11 protein-coding genes are annotated in these 15,295 nt (G+C 65.7%); 5 read left to right on the forward strand and 6 right to left on the reverse strand.

The annotated features are described in order from the left end of the window. Nucleotides 1-35 precede the first annotated feature (35 nt). Nucleotides 36-890: a phosphodiesterase gene (locus tag ABWP22_RS00165; RefSeq protein ID WP_353197901.1), complete on the forward strand. Its 855-nt coding sequence runs from the start codon at nt 36-38 to the stop codon at nt 888-890. Between the two features lie 87 nt (nt 891-977). Here ABWP22_RS00165 and dnaN read toward each other — a convergent pair whose 3' ends face one another. Continuing rightward, nucleotides 978-2,099, reverse strand: coding sequence for a DNA polymerase III subunit beta (gene dnaN / locus ABWP22_RS00170; RefSeq protein ID WP_353197902.1), 1,122 nt, complete (start codon nt 2,097-2,099; stop codon nt 978-980). Nucleotides 2,100-2,197: 98 nt separating this feature from the next. Between dnaN and ABWP22_RS00175 the strand changes: the two genes are divergently transcribed. After that, the gene (locus tag ABWP22_RS00175) at nt 2,198-2,824 is read left to right on the forward strand and encodes a histidine phosphatase family protein (protein WP_353197903.1); all 627 of its coding nucleotides are present in this window, start codon (nt 2,198-2,200) and stop codon (nt 2,822-2,824) included. 97 nt (nt 2,825-2,921) lie between these two features. On the opposite strand, the gene ABWP22_RS00180 is transcribed toward ABWP22_RS00175, so the two are convergent. Next, a complete protein-coding gene (locus ABWP22_RS00180) occupies nt 2,922-3,416 on the reverse strand; it encodes a hypothetical protein (protein WP_353197904.1) in 495 nt (164 codons plus the stop codon). A 129-nt stretch (nt 3,417-3,545) separates the two neighbouring features. Beyond that, a complete protein-coding gene (locus ABWP22_RS00185; protein WP_353197905.1) occupies nt 3,546-4,112 on the reverse strand; it encodes a hypothetical protein in 567 nt (188 codons plus the stop codon). A 208-nt stretch (nt 4,113-4,320) separates the two neighbouring features. On the opposite strand from ABWP22_RS00185, the gene ABWP22_RS00190 reads away from it, so the two are divergent. After that, entirely contained in the window at nt 4,321-5,946 is a 1,626-nt protein-coding gene (locus tag ABWP22_RS00190) for a site-specific DNA-methyltransferase (protein WP_353197906.1), read from the forward strand. Between the two features lie 213 nt (nt 5,947-6,159). On the opposite strand, the gene ABWP22_RS00195 is transcribed toward ABWP22_RS00190, so the two are convergent. Both ABWP22_RS00195 and ABWP22_RS00200 read right to left on the reverse strand, forming a co-directional pair. Continuing rightward, the gene (locus ABWP22_RS00195; protein ID WP_353197907.1) at nt 6,160-9,216 is read right to left on the reverse strand and encodes a VPS10 domain-containing protein; all 3,057 of its coding nucleotides are present in this window, start codon (nt 9,214-9,216) and stop codon (nt 6,160-6,162) included. 58 nt (nt 9,217-9,274) lie between these two features. After that, the gene (locus tag ABWP22_RS00200; RefSeq protein ID WP_353197908.1) at nt 9,275-11,071 is read right to left on the reverse strand and encodes a DUF885 domain-containing protein; all 1,797 of its coding nucleotides are present in this window, start codon (nt 11,069-11,071) and stop codon (nt 9,275-9,277) included. A 147-nt stretch (nt 11,072-11,218) separates the two neighbouring features. Between ABWP22_RS00200 and ABWP22_RS00205 the strand changes: the two genes are divergently transcribed. Next, nucleotides 11,219-12,403: an acetyl-CoA C-acyltransferase gene (locus ABWP22_RS00205; protein WP_353197909.1), complete on the forward strand. Its 1,185-nt coding sequence runs from the start codon at nt 11,219-11,221 to the stop codon at nt 12,401-12,403. Continuing rightward, nucleotides 12,403-13,176, forward strand: coding sequence for a 3-hydroxybutyrate dehydrogenase (locus ABWP22_RS00210; RefSeq protein WP_353197910.1), 774 nt, complete (start codon nt 12,403-12,405; stop codon nt 13,174-13,176). The genes ABWP22_RS00205 and ABWP22_RS00210 overlap by 1 nt, the downstream gene beginning before the upstream one ends. A gap of 848 nt (nt 13,177-14,024) precedes the next feature. On the opposite strand, the gene ABWP22_RS00215 is transcribed toward ABWP22_RS00210, so the two are convergent. Continuing rightward, nucleotides 14,025-15,266 carry a dipeptidase gene (locus tag ABWP22_RS00215; protein ID WP_353197911.1) on the reverse strand — a complete coding sequence of 414 codons (1,242 nt, stop codon included), beginning with the start codon at nt 15,264-15,266 and terminating at the stop codon, nt 14,025-14,027. Nucleotides 15,267-15,295: the final 29 nt, after the last annotated feature.

Consider the following 15,295-nt stretch of genomic DNA (forward strand, 5'->3'; position numbering starts at 1 on the left):
GACGCCATTCGGGCGCAGCGGACGGGGGCCATGCGATGTTGATTGCCCAGGTCACCGATATCCACCTTGGCTTCCAGCCGGACGACCCGGCGGAGCTGAACCGCAAGCGCTTTGACGATGTGATCGATTCGCTGCTCGCGCTCACGCCGCAACCTGATCTGCTGCTGGCCACCGGCGATCTGACCGAACATGGCACGGACGCCTCTTACCAGACGCTGAAAACCGTGGTCGATCGCCTGCCCTTTCCGGTGCTGCTCGCGCTCGGCAATCACGACGACCGCAGCAATTTCCGCAATGTGTTTCCCGATGTGCCGATCACGGCGACCGGCCATGTCCAATATGCGCTCGTCCATGGTGCCCTGCGCTTTGTCGTGCTGGACACGTTGTCGGAAGGCCATCATGGCGGCGCCTTTTCCGCCGATCAGGCCGCCTGGCTGGATACCGCCCTGGCCCAAGACACGCGGCCGACCGTGCTGGTGCTGCACCACCCACCGATCGAAACCGGCAATGGCTGGATGACCGAAGACATCGATGCGCCCTGGGTCGGGCGGCTGGCCGCCGTGGTGGAGCGCCACCCCCACATCATCCGCATGGTCACCGGCCACCTGCACCGCGCCATGGTCACCAGTTGGCACGGCACCACGCTCGCCGTCTGCCCATCGAGCGGGCCGCAAGTCGCCATCGATTTCCGCGAGATCGACCCGGAAACCCCGGATGGCCGCGACATGATCGTCGCCGAAGCCCCCGGCTTTGCCCTGCATTACTGGACCGGGCGTGACCTGATCACCCAGTTCGGCAGCGGCGGCGATCACCCGGTGCTCGCCCGCTACAACGCGCGCATGCAGCCGACCGTGCAGCATATATTGGCGGAGCGCATGGGCGGGCATTGAGGGCCCCCTCTCCCTTGAGGGGAGAGGCGACTCGCCGACTTCGGCGAGCGGGTGAGGGTGTCCCTCTAACTCGTCAGGCGGGTAACCTCACACCCTCATGGGCATCAGCACATACAGCGCCCGCGAATCGTCATTCTCGCGGATCAGCGTCGGCGCCGACGCATCGGCCAGGTGCATGTCGACCTGATCGCTGCCGACCTGCGCCAAGATATCGAGCAGATAGCGATAGTTGAAGCCGACCTCCAGCGCATCGGCGCCATAATCGGCCGAGACTTCTTCGGAGGCCGTGCCATTTTCCGGACTGGTCACCGACAGGGTCACCTTGTCCGGCCCCAGCGACAATTTCACCGCGCGGGTCTTTTCGGTGGTGGCGATCGCCGCCACGCGGTCCACGCCTTCGGCCAGGCTGCGCGCGTCGATCTTCAGCAGCTTGTCGTTCGCCGTGGGGATCACCCGGCTGTAATCCGGGAAGGTGCCGTCGATCAGCTTGCTGGTCAGCGTTGAATCGGCCGAGAATTTGAAACGGATCTTCGCCGGCGACAGGCTGATTTCCACCGGTGCATCGCCGGCCAGTTCATCGAGCAATTTGCGCACTTCGTTCACGCATTTGCGCGGCACGATCACGCCCGGCATGTCGGCGGCACCCGCCGGCAGATCAAGCTCGATCCGCGCCAGGCGGTGGCCATCGGTGGCCACGCCGCGCAACCGCGGTGCCGAGCCAGCAGTGGCATGCAGATAAATGCCGTTGAGATAATAACGCGTTTCCTCGGTGGAGATCGCAAAGCGCGTCGCGTCGATCAATTCCTTCAGATCGGCCGCGGTCAGCGTGAAGTGCACCGGCAGATCGGTTTCGGCGATCACCGGGAAATCGTCGCGCTTCAACGTCGAAAGGCTGAAGCGGCTGCGCGCCGACACCACGCTCATGCGCTCGCCCGACACCGCCAATTCCACCTGCGCGCCCTCGGGGAGCTTGCGGGCGATATCGAACAAGGTGTGCGCCGAAACCGTGGTGGCGCCGTTCACATCGATCGCCGCCGGGATGGTTTCCACCACCTGCAGATCAAGATCGGTGGCCATCAACCGCAAGCCATCGCTGCGCGCCTCGATCAGCACGTTCGAAAGGATGGGAATGGTGTTGCGGCGTTCCACCACCGACTGGATATGGCCCAGACACTTCAGCAGCGTTGCCCGTTCGACAGTGGCCTTCATCCTGATCCCTGCAACATTGAAAAATTCATCATCACTATAACCATTCAGGGCGCGCGTGGTAGTGGCCTTCTGCGGCAATTCGGGGCTATGCCAAGGCCATGGATCTGATTCTCGCCCGCCACGCCGAAACCGTGTTCAACGCCGCCGCCCGCATGCAGGGCCACATGGCGCACACCCCGCTCACCCGCGCCGGCATCGCCCAGGCCGAAGCCATGGGCGTGGCCCTGCGCGAAGCCCTCGGCCACGCCCCCGATCTCGACCTCTACGTCTCCCCGTCGGGCCGCACCCAGCAAACCGCCGCCATCATCGGCGAGCATCTCGGCCTCGATTTCTTCCGCTGGCAAAAGGACGAACGCCTGCTCGAAATCGACGTCGGCGATTGGGAAGGCCGCTGGTACCACGATATCGTCGCCGAACTCGGCCGCCCCATCGTCGATATGGAGCGCGGCCTGTTCTGCGAGCCCCCGCCAAACGGCGAATGGTTCCCCGCCATCGCCGACCGCCTCAACGACTGGATCGCCAGCCTGTCCCATGATCGGCCCATCCTCGCCATCAGCCACGGCATCACCGCCGGCGTCCTGCGCGGACACCTCACCGGCGGCGACCCCTGGCACGGCGTCCCCGTCGCCCCGCGTGCGCCGCAAGGCACGGTGTTCCGCATCGTGGACGGCGTGGAACACGTGATCCACACCGGCAGCGGGGCGGTGGCGTCGCGGGCGGCATAGATTGATTTGAAGCCCCCTCTCCCTTGAGGGGAGAGGCGAGACGCGCGCCAGCGCGCCGGGTGAGGGTGTGCCCGCCCGACGCCACAGAAGACCACCCTCACCCGCTCGCCGAAGTCGGCGCGGCGCCCGCCCCCTCACCCGCCTCCGCAGCCTCATCCTCCGGGTCCGCACAAAGCGCCCGCAACTCCGCCCGCAGTTTTGCCACACTTGCCGAATCCGGCGGGATACGGCGCTGTTTTTCCTGCATTTTCTGTTTTTCGCGCTCCAGCCGCTTGAGATGAAACAGCAACAGCCGCACATCGGCCGGCCGCCGCCGCACCGCCACCACCACGCCCTCGCGCTCGATCACCTCCGTCTCACCATCGCGCAAGCGATCCAGCGCCATATCCTCGATCCAGCGGCCCGTATCAGCCAGCGCCGCATCCCAGCGCCGCGCGAAATCCTGGCTGTGCGCCTGCCCCCGCAACCAATAAGCCGACTGCTTCGTCATCCCCACCGCCCGCGCCGCCGCCGAAACATTGCCGTGGAGCGCAAGATGATCGAGAAACCGCTGCTGCCGCTCTGGCGACCAACCGTTGTGCTGCGGGCGCAAAGAGGTTTTGGGGGCGGGGGGCGTGTTGCTGCGCATGGGTTTGATATAACCCCTTGGCGGGGTTGTAGGACAGACCGGGAACAGAAGAAGTGGAGCCTCCGGCGGCAAGGGTCGCGGACCCTTGACCCGTCAGTTTTCGGGCAGTTCCTCGGCGTCGTCGTCCAGCAGTTCATATGGATCGGGCGGCTGCCGGGCCATCAGGCCATTGCCCAGCGCGCGGCAGAAGCGCTCCAGCATTTCGCGAGGCACGCTCAATCGCAAACACGGCCCGGCATCATGACAGTTCCAGCGGGCATCGCCGGCCCTTGCGGCGTGAAAGGCAAAAATCACATCAAACCAGTCTTCGGCCAGCTCGGACTGATCCGACAGCGTGCAGCTATCGCGTCCGCCGGGCACGATCAGCGCTGATACGTCGAGCGACTGCCAGCGCCCCACCTTGCCCCTGTCAAGGGCCGACTGGATGGCCCAGGTCAGCCACGGGTTGTCATCGCTGGCAAAGATGCTGCCCGGCGGTTGCCCATAAGCGATTTCTTGATCCAGCCGGCGGAACCAGTGATCCGGAAACATCGGCTGGCCATCATGCAATGGCTGCAGCCAGTAATACACCTTGCGGGTGCGGGCAGGCGCGCGGGAAAACATCAGCCGCAGCGAAATGCGCCCGTTGCGCAGCGTCAGGGCATCATTGTCGTCCGTCACACAGCACCCCTTAAAAAGCCCCGTCATGCTGGCGAAGGCCAGCATCCACTGCGCTGCCGGCACCCCATCATCGTCGCAGCCTGGGCGTGCTCCACGATGGATGCTGGCCCGTCACCCCGGCGAAGGCCGGGGCAGCATGACAGCGTTCTTTGGGGTTAAGAGGCACTGCCCCTTGCACCTGCCCCCAAACCCCGCCAACTTGGCCGCCATGACCAACCGGCTTTATTACGGCGACAATCTTGATTGGCTTTCCAACGAAAAAGCCTTTCCCGATGCCAGTGCTGATCTGGTCTATCTCGATCCGCCGTTCAATTCCAACGCCACCTATAGCCAGTTGTTCAAATCGCCCGATGGCAAGACGGCAGACAGCCAGATCGAAGCGTTTGAAGACACATGGAACTGGGGCGTTTCGGCCGAGGCCGCCTATGATCGGGTGATCAAGGGCCACAACACCGATGTGGCGCAATTGTTGAGCGCGATGCGCAGTTTCCTGCATGACAATGCGTTGATGGCCTATCTGGCGATGATGGCGGCGCGGCTGGTGGAACTGCACCGTGTGCTGAAGCCGACCGGGAGCCTCTATCTGCACTGTGACCCGACGGCGAGCCATTATCTCAAGCTGTTGCTGGATGGGGTGTTTGGGCCGACCGGTTTCAAAACCGAAATCAGTTGGCGTCGGCAAAGTGCGCATAACGATGCCGCACAAGGGCGGAAGCAATACGGAAACGTCCGCGATATCATTTTTTTCTATACAAAATCAGAATCTTGGACGTGGAACTGGCAGTTTACGGCTTACGATGAAAGCTATGTCAAATCCTTCTATCGTCATACCGAGGAAGGCACTGGTAGAAAATACCGGCTTGGTGACATTACCGCTCCGGGTGGCGCGAATCCGCAAAAGCGCAACCCGCATTATGAATTTCTGGGAGTCACTCGGTACTGGCGTTACTCGAAGGAACGAATGCAGGAACTTTACGAAGCCGGTCGCATTATCCAGACCGGCCCAGGGCGAGTGCCGCAGTACAAGCGGTATCTCGATGAAATGCCCGGCGTCGCATTGCAAAATGATTGGGATGACGTGTTGCCACTACACGGCTCCGACGCAGAACGCCTCGGCTACCCCACACAAAAACCACTCGCGCTGCTCGAACGCATCATCGCCGCCTCGTCCAATCCCGGTGATGTGGTGCTCGATCCCTTCTGCGGCTGCGGCACGGCGGTGCATGCGGCGGAGAAATTGGGCCGGCGCTGGATCGGCATCGACATCACGCACCTGTCCATCGCGCTGATCGAGAAGCGCATGATGGATGCCTTTCCCGGCATCGCGTTCGAGGTGGAGGGGCGGCCGAAAGACCTTGATTCCGCGATGCAACTGGCGCTGCGGGACAAGCATGAATTCCAGAAATGGGCGGTCACCCATATCGGCGGGCAGCCGTGGAAGGGCGGCAAGAAAGGCCCGGATGGCGGCATCGATGGGCTGATCTTCTTCAATGGCTTTGATGGCGACAAGGCCACCCATGAAAAGGCGATCATTTCGGTGAAGGGTGGGCTGAACAAGAACGTCAACGACGTCGCCAGCCTGGTGGAAACCATTGGCCGCGAAAAGGCGGCGCTGGGCATCTTGCTGGCCGCCGCGCTGCCGACGAAACAGATGGAGGCCCGCGCCGCCGCGGCGGGATTCTATGACCCTGGCACCGGCACGCCCGTGCCGCGCATCCAGATCATAACGCTGGCCGAACTCTTTGCCGGCAAGCGGCCGGTGATCCCCAATGTGAACCCGGCGATGTTCAAGGCCGCGCCAGTTGAGGCGAAGGAACAGGGCAAATTGTTCTGAGATGGCGCTGGCGGCGCGCACCCACCCCCGGCCCCTCCCTTGAAAGGGAGGGGAGAAGAAGGGTCGGGGTAGATCACCTCTCCCCGCTGGGGAGAGGTCGACTCGCGCGAAGCGCGGCGGGAGAGGGGTCGCGTTTGGGAACGGGCGGTGCAAAGCCCCTCTCCCGGGCCGGCTGCGCCGTCTCTCGACCTCTCCCCCAAGGGGAGAGGTGAATTACGCGCTGATCGCTGCGTAACGCGCCTTCAGCTCGTCCAGGCGGGTGAGCAGGGCGCCAATCGCGGTGACCGCCTGGGTGGTGGGCCGGGCGTCGGCTTGCTGGATCAGCTTCAGCATGAAGACGAGCTTCTCTTGCAGGCTGGTGATGCTTTCCTGATCGGCCGGCAGGGCGGTGATGCTGCCATATTTGATGTCGGGGTTGGGGGCGTCGCCGTCGCCGCGCAGGCGGAGCAGGGCGGCGCGTTTGGTGGCGGCGGCGGTGGCGAGGCGGGCGTCGATCTGGTCGCGCAGGGCCTGGGCGGTTTGGGTGGCGCGCAGCAGTTGCAGGCTGTGGCGGGATTGCAGGGCGAGGTCTTCGGGCGCCACCTGCACGCGCGGATCGAGGCGGACGTCGAGGTCGGCCTCCCGCACTGTGCCATCGGCGGTGAGGCGCACGCGGTAGCGGCCGGGCAGCACGAACGGCCCGACCGGATCGCTGCGCGTGTTCTGGTAGGTGGCGGCGATGTCGTAGCTGCGGCGGATGCCGGTGGGCGGTTCGTGGCGCAGATCCCAGACGAAGCGGTGATGGCCGGGCGTGGTGCCCAGGCGCTGCGGCGGCGCGATCCAGTAGGTGGGGTGCGGCAGGCTTGTCGGGTCCAGCATCTCCGGCTTGTCGTTGCTGGCATGGCGGCGGACCAGCGTGCCGGCGCTGTCGAAGATTTCCAGGGTGACGGTTTTGGCGGCGGCAGGCAGCAGATAATCCAGCGTGGTGCCATCGGGCGGGTTCTGGCCGGTCGGCTCTTCGGGCGGCAGCGGCGTATCGCCGAACATGTTGGCGCGCACGCGGGTGGCCAGCGCCGGCTTGAACAGATGCAAGCCTGTCGCGGCGGCCAGCTCGCGCAGCATGGCGATATTGTCCATGATCCAGATCGAGCGGCCGTGCGTGCCGATGACCAGATCATCATCATGCACCACCAGATCGCGGATCGAGGTGGCCGGCATGTTCAGGCGCAGCGGCTGCCAGGTCGCGCCATCGTCGATCGAAAAATACACGGCGCGTTCGGTGCCGGCAAACAGCAGGCCGGGCTGTTTCGGATCTTCGCGCACCACGTTCACCGGGCCGTCGTCGGGCAGGCCGGCGGTGATGCGCGTCCAGTTGCGGCCGAAATCATGGGTGCGCCAGATGTGCGGGCGCATGTCGTCGAGCCGGATGGCGTTGACCGCGGCATAGGCGGTGCCGGCATCGAAATGCCCGGCATCGAGGGCGGACAGCTTGTCCCAGGCGCGCAGCGAGGGCGGCGTCACGTTGGACCAGTTGCCGCCACCATCGCGCGTGATGTGGATCAGGCCGTCGTCGGTGCCGGCCCAGATCAGCTTCACGTCACGCGGCGACGGCGCCAGCGCATAGATCACCCCCAGCCGATCCATTTTTGCCAGCGCAGGTGTGCGGAAATCGCCGATGCTTGCGGGCACGTCCGGCCGTTCGCGCGACAGGTCCGGGCTGATGATCGACCAGCTTTCGCCGCCGTTCACGGTTTTCCACAACCTATTGGTGGCATAGAGCAGCGTCTTGGGATCGGCGGGGTGGAACATCAGCGGCATGGAGCGCTTGATGCGGTAATTGCCGGACCGCAGCGCTTCCGGCGCAATGTTGCGGGTCTGCCCGGTGCGCTTGTCGAAGCGCACGACGCGGCCGCCATAGATGAGATCGGGGTTGAGCGGATCGGCGACGACATAGGCATATTCGTCGGCGCCCACCCCCACCCAATCACGGAAGCTGATCTGGCCACCGTTGCCGCGGCTGGCGATGCCGATGGCGCCGCTTTCCTGCTGGCCGCCATAGATCCAATAGGGAAACTGGCGATCGGTGGAGACATGGTAGAGCTGCGCGGTGGGCTGGTTGTACCAGCTGCTCCAGCTGCGGCCGCCGTTGACGGTGATGGTGGCGCCCTGGTCCGCCGTGTAGATCATGATGTCGGGCTGTTTCGGGTTGATCCACATGCGCTGATAATCATCGCCGCCGGGCGCGCCCTTGTGCGAGGTCCAGGTCTTGCCGCCATCGTCCGATCGATAGCTGGCGGTGTTGGCGAGGAAGACGCGATTCTCGTCTTCGGGGTGGACGATGATCTCGGCATAGCTGCCGTCGGTGCCCCACAGGCGCTTGTCGGTGCTGACCAGCGCCCAATGTTCACCGCCGTCGTCGGAGCGGTAGATGCCGCCGCCTTGCACGGCGTTGATCACGGCATAGACCCGGCTGGAATTGCTGGACGCGACGCCCACGCCGGTCAGGCCCAGGCCCTGCGCCGCGCCCGGCAGCCCGGCGGTCAGCTTGCGCCAGGTGGCGCCGCCGTCGGTCGATTTGTACATCCCGCTGTTCGGCCCCGAAAAACGCGCATTTTCCCAGGGGCCTTCGCGATGCTCCCACAGATTGGCGTAGATTATATTGGGGTCGTTGGGGTCGAACTCGATGCGGTTCGCGCCGGTGTTGGCGTTGATGTACAGCGTCTTTTCCCAGCTCTTGCCGCCATCCCGGCTGCGGAACACGCCGCGCTCGCTGTTGGGGCCATAGGGGCGGCCCATGCCGGCGACCAGGACGATGTTCGGATCGGTGGGATGCACGATGATGCGGCCGACCTGGCTGACGTCCTTCAGGCCGATGTGCGCCCAGCTCTTGCCGCCATCCACGGATTTGAAGATGCCATCGCCGGTGCTGAGATCGGGGCGGTGCAGCCCCTCGCCGCTGCCGACATAGATCACGTCCGGATGCGAAGGCGACACCGCGATGTCCCCCACCGATCCAGTGGATTCCGCATCGAAGATCGGCCGCCAGGTGCGGCCATAATCATCGGTTTTCCACACGCCGCCATTGTTGACACCGACGAAGAAGACATTGGGCTGCGTGGGAATCCCGACCGCCCCCACGGTGCGCCCGGCGCGAAACGGGCCGACCAGCCGCCAGCGCAGGGACTGGTAGGCCTCCTCGCGCGGCGCCGCGCTGGTCAGTGCCGCGCTGGCGACGGTGAGGCCGAACATCAGGGCGACACAAAAGGCGCGGATCACCGGCAGCAGCGACATGTTGTTGTCCTCTGGCAAGAATATCGGTGCAGCATGCCAGTGGCCCAAGAAAACACAACTAGGTCGACGCCCAGGCTGCCACCATCGCTTCAAGCACGCCCATCGGCACCGGGCCGGCCTTCAGCACCAGATCATGGAAATCGCGCACGTCGAAACGGGCGCCCATCCGGGCGCGGGCGGCTTCGCGGGCGGCCATGATGCGGTTGGCGCCCACCTTGAAGGCGCAGGCCTGGCCGGGGATCACGCAATAGCGCGCAATCTCGCGGTCGGTGGACAGGGGCGGTTCGCCGGCGTTTTCGACCATCCAGCTTGCGGCCTGCTGCGGCGTCCAGCGTTCGTGGTGCAGGCCGGTATCGACGACGATGCGGGCGGCGCGGAACAATTGCGATTGCAGCGATCCGATGCGGCCGAAGGGATTGTCTGCATACACGCCGAGTTCGTCGGCGACCTGTTCGGCGTAGAGGGCCCAGCCCTCGCTGTAGGCGGAGAAACGCACGAGCTGCCGGAACAGCGGCAGAGCCGGCGTGCCGCGCATGATGCTGGCCTGATAATGGTGCCCCGGCACGCCTTCGTGGTGGATCAGGGTCGGCATGCGCCACGCGCCGTTTTCTTCCGGATGCAGCAGGTTGACGGCGATCAGGCCTTTGCCGTTGCCGCCCAGGCCGTAATACATCGCGCCGGGCGATCCCGGCTCCACGCCGGGCTCCATGCGGCGGACCTCGACCGGGTGGATATCGACCGTGTGGAACCCTTTGCCGAGCTTGGCGGTGGTGGCGGCGATCTGGCGCTCGGCCATCGCCAGCAGCCGGGCACGGCCCTGGTCCCCTGTGGCCAGCAGGCGCGGATCGGCATCCAGCGCCGCGAGGCGGGCGCCGACGCTGCCCTTGCTGAGGCCTTGCGAGATCAGCAGGCGGTCGATTTCGGCGGCGAGCGCGCGGCATTGCGCCAGGCCTTCGCGGTGCAGATCGCCAGGCGCCACATCGGTGGTGGTGTTGGCGCGCAGGGCCGCAGCGTAATAGGCCGCGCCATCGGGCAGCCGCCACACGCCGCCGATATCGGACGCTTGCGACCGCAGCGCGTTCAGCGCGGCGATCTGGCGGTCGAGCGCCGGCACGATGCGGGTGCGCAGTATGGCCCCGGCGCGCGCCGATGCATCGGGAAAACCCCTGGCGGCGATGCGCGCCAGCATCGGCGCGATCAGCCGGCTCTGCGCCAGGGGTTCACCGCGCAGCGCCTGCAACTGCGGCACGGTGCGATCGATGACGAAGCCCGGCGGCGCCACGCCGGCCGCGGCATCGTGGCGAATCCAATCGGTTTCCTGATCGAGCGCCGTGGCAAAGCCATCCAGCCGCGCCAGCCAGATGTCGACATCGGCCGGCGCCGCCAGCGGTTGCCGCTCGCCAAGCGCGCCCGGCAGCCAGTACCAGGCGCCGCCCATCTGCTGCACGACATAGGGGCTGGGCCGCAGATTGAGATCGACGAAGCCATAGCGGCCGAGCAGATCATCGAGCGCGGTATAAACAAAGCGCGCCACATCAAGATCGAGCGCGGCTGCGGGCGAGAGCGCCGCGCGATCAATGCCCGACAATTCGATGAGCGCCAGTTTGACCGCCGCGCGGTCGCCGGCGCGCGCCGCCAGGGAACGATCATCGAGCCTTGACCGCAGGGCCGGCGAGGCGCTGTCCGCGCGCCGGCCGCCGGTCGCCTCCTCCGGCATGCGGGTCAGATAGGCTTCGGCATGACGCTGCAGCATGGCCGCCAGTGCGGCGTCTGGTGCGTCTGCGGCGAAGGCCGGCCCCGCACCGCTCATCGCGAGCAGTGCTGTACCGGCCAGGAATTCGCGCCGCTCGATCATGTCAGGCTCCGTCTGTCAGACCGATGGCTTAACGCGTCCCTGCGCGCGGCCTCAAGCCTGTTGTGCGGTCGCTGGCCGCTGTTTCCGCTTCCCGCGCTGGTGGGCGCAGCCTATGTGCAGTGCAGCAAGCCAGCCGGAGTCGTCATCATGTCCGCTGATTCCCCCAACGATCCTATCGTCATTTCCGCTTTTGCCCGCACGCCGATGGGCGGCTTTCAGGGCGCGCTTTCCGGCATGAAGGCCACCGAGCTTGGCGCAGCGGCGGTGCGGGCGGCGGTGGAGCGGTCGGGGGCAAACCCCGAGACCATCGCGCAGATCATCATGGGTTGTGTGCTGCCCGCCGGGCTGGGCCAGGCGCCGGCGCGGCAGGCGGCGCTGGGGGCAGGATTGCCGCTCGGCATCGAGGCGACCACGGTCAACAAGATGTGCGGCAGCGGCATGCAGGCGGCGATCATGGCGCATGATGCGATTGCCGCCGGCAGCGCCGACATCATCGTGGCGGGCGGCATGGAGAGCATGACCAATGCGCCCTATCTGCTGACCAAGCATCGCGGCGGCGCGCGCATCGGCCATGATGCGATCAAGGATTCCATGTACCTCGATGGGCTGGAAGATGCCTATGATCCGGGCCGGTTGATGGGCAGCTTTGCCGAAGAATCCGCGCGCGAATATCAGTTCACCCGCGAAGCGCAGGATGAGTTCGCGCTCGCCAGCCTGGCGCGGGCGCAGGCCGCCATCGCCAGCGGCGCCTTTGTCGGCGAGATCGTGGCCGTGGCCACCAAGGCCGGCACCATCGACACCGACGAGCAGCCCGGCAAGGCCCGGCCGGACAAGATCCCCACCCTGAAACCCGCCTTTGCCAGGGACGGCACGATCACCGCGGCCAATGCCTCCTCGATCAGCGACGGCGCCGCCGCGTTGGTGATCACGCGAGCCAGTGTCGCCGCCGCGCGAGGGATGGCCGTGCAGGCGCGCATTGTCGCCCACGCCGCCCACGCCCATGAGCCGGGCAAGTTCACCACCGCGCCGGTGCCGGCGATCCGCAAGCTGCTGGCCAAGGCGGGCTGGAGCGTCGCCGATGTCGATCTGTTCGAAGTGAACGAGGCCTTTGCCGCCGTGGCGATGATCGCCATGCAGGATCTGAACATCCCCCATGAAAAGCTGAACATTCACGGCGGCGCCTGCGCGCTCGGCCACCCGATCGGCGCGTCAGGCGCGCGCATCATCGCCACATTGCTCAGCGCGCTGGAACGCACGGGCGGCACGCGCGGCGTGGCGGCCCTTTGCATCGGTGGCGGCGAAGCCACGGCCATTGCGGTGGAGCGGATCTGATGAATGAATTGAACGGCAAGCGCGCGCTGGTGACCGGCGCGACCAGCGGCATCGGCCTGGCCATCGCCACTTCACTGGCAAAGGCCGGTGCACGCATCATGATCAATGGCTTTGGCGACGATGCGCAGATTGCGGCGGCACGGGCGGCGGCCGGCGATGCCCATTATCACGGGGCGGACATGTCGAAGCCGGCCGACATCGCCGACATGATGGCAGCGGCGCACACTGCGCTGGGCGGCATTGACATCCTGGTCAACAACGCCGGCATCCAGTTTGTCGCGCCGGTGGAGGATTTCCCAGCGGAGAAATGGGACGCCATCCTGGCCATCAACCTCAGCAGCGCCTTTCACACCAGCCGGCTGGCGGTGCCGGGCATGAAGGCGAGCGGCTGGGGGCGGATCATCAACACGGCATCGGCGCACAGCCTGGTCGCTTCGCCGTTCAAATCGGCCTATGTCGCCGCCAAGCATGGCCTGGCCGGCTTCACCAAATCGATCGCACTGGAACTGGCGACGCACGGCGTCACCGCCAATTGCATCTCACCGGGCTATGTGTGGACGCCGCTGGTCGAACGCCAGATTCCCGACACGATGGCGGCGCGCGGGCTGACGCGCGATCAGGTGATCAATGATGTGCTGCTGACGGCGCAGCCAACCAAGCAGTTCGTGACCGTGGAACAGGTGGCGGCGGCCGCGATGTTCCTGTGCAGCGATGCCGCCGCGCAGATCACCGGGGCCAACATCAGCATGGATGGCGGCTGGACGGCGGCTTGAGTTATCCCCGATATCCCCGTTATCCACAGGGGCTGGGGCAAATATTTCATTTTGACGACTCTGGGGTTGGTGAGACCATTCATCTGTAGCCGGGAATTGACGGCGGCGGAAACGCCAAAGGAGATGAAGCGGTTATGGCCAATCATCAGGCGCGATCCAGCCGTTGAGGCAGGATTTTCGAGCCGTTGGCAGGTCGAACTGGCCGACTGGAACGGTGGCAATTCGCCCTGATGCAGATCAGGGGGCAGGCCGCCGGAAAGGCCGGGCAGTTCAGGGCTGAAAGCCGGGCCAGGTGGCCAAGATCAGCGGGTTCGCCCGACGGATCACAACCCCGGGACCGCAGACAGCCAACAGGCTGCAACGCCAACCATGCGCGCAAGGTTCGCCCCAGGCGCGGGACGGGCACGCAGTCTGGGCCTCACCGCCCGCCATCAGGGCCAACGCTTCGGCGATGGCACCAGCGGCGGCGCGGGACGGTCCGGCAAGGGTGACGAGACGGCTCCGCCGAGCCGCCCCGCCACCCATTGCGAAAGCGCCGGGACGGTCGAGTGACCACCGTGGCTGCCCCTGTCGAGCCTGCCCAGGCCCGGCCAGGCGAGCGCCACGGACCGGACAGACAGAACGGCGCGACAGCGTGGCTGCTGGTGGTGACACCAGCGGCCATTTTGCTGCGCAGCGGCGCGCGCTCCTGCGCGCCGAACAGCTTCGACGGCGTGGCTATGCCACGCTCTTTCTTGCTTCCGTCCTTGATACCCCAAGCGGGCTCGGCGGCTCCGCCCGCACGAACGCAATTGGCTTTGCGGCACGGCCCCGCCCCCAACCCCTTCCCTCTACGGGAGGGGCATCGTTCAGGGCTTCACATCCGGCGGCACTTCACCCGCCATGCCGGCCGCCACTTTCTCCGCAGCCTCCATCGCGCGCAGCAGATTGCCGCCGGCGATCTTCTCGCAATCGGCCTCGCTATACCCACGCCGCAGCAGTTCGGCGATCAGCGCCGGATAGGTCTCCACGCCCTCCAGGCCGGTCGGGGTCGAATCGATGCCGTCCAGATCGCCGCCGATGCCGACATGATCGATGCCCATGGCCTTCACCAGATGCGCGACATGATCGGCAACATCGTTGATGCCGACCGGCGGCGGTGGGTTCTTTGCGTTCCATTCCGCCATCGCCGCGCCCTGCCGTGCCGGATCGGCAATATAAAGCGCCTGCAACCGCTGCCGCTCACCGCTGCGCGCCGCTTCCCAGGCCTGGTGCGCCGCGTTGATGAAGCCGGGCACATAGGTGACCATGATCACCCCGCCATTGGCCTTCACCAGGGGCAGCACATCATCGGGCACATTGCGCACATGATCGGCAATGCCGCGCGCCGACGAATGCGAATAGATCACCGGCGCCTTCGTCACGCCCAGCACCGCCTTCATCGTGCCCGGCGAGACGTGGGAAAGATCGACCAGCATGCCGATGCGGTTCATTTCCCTGATCACCGCCTGGCCATAGGCGCTGAGCGGCTGCGGCCTTGCGGCTTCGTTGGCGCTGTCCGCCCAGTCATTATGTCTTGTGTGGGTGAGCGTCATGTAACGCACACCGAGCGCATGATAGATGCGCAGCACGGGCAGGCTGTTGTCGATCTGGCTGCCGCCCTCCACGCCCATCAGGCTGGCGACCTTGCCGGTTTTCTGGATGCGGCGGATATCGGCAGCGGTACCGGCCAATTCGAAATCCGCCGGATATTTCGCCACAAAGCCGCGGACGATATCGATCTGTTCGATGGTCGCCTTCACCGCAGCCGGCCCGGTGACGGTGGCAGGCACATAGACGCTCCAGAACTGCCCGCCAACGCGGCCCTGATGCAAGCGCGTGATGTCGGTCATCAACGGCCGCTTGTATTGCCGGCTGTCGCTTTTCAGATCCTGGCTCCACCAGCCTTCGCCGAAGCTGCCGCGCAGCGCGCCCGGCCAGTCATTGTGGCCATCGATGATCGGCTGGCGCTTCAGCACCGCCTCGGCGCGTTTCAGATACGGGTCTTCCAGCGCGTGGGCGGGAATGGTGGTGGCAGCCAGCAGGCCGGCAATCAGGAGCTTGTGCATCATGGCGCGCACTGTGGCACCGTGCCGCCCTC

This window comes from Sandarakinorhabdus sp., from assembly GCF_040398665.1.
In the GTDB taxonomy this organism is placed as follows: Bacteria; Pseudomonadota; Alphaproteobacteria; order Sphingomonadales; family Sphingomonadaceae; genus Sandarakinorhabdus.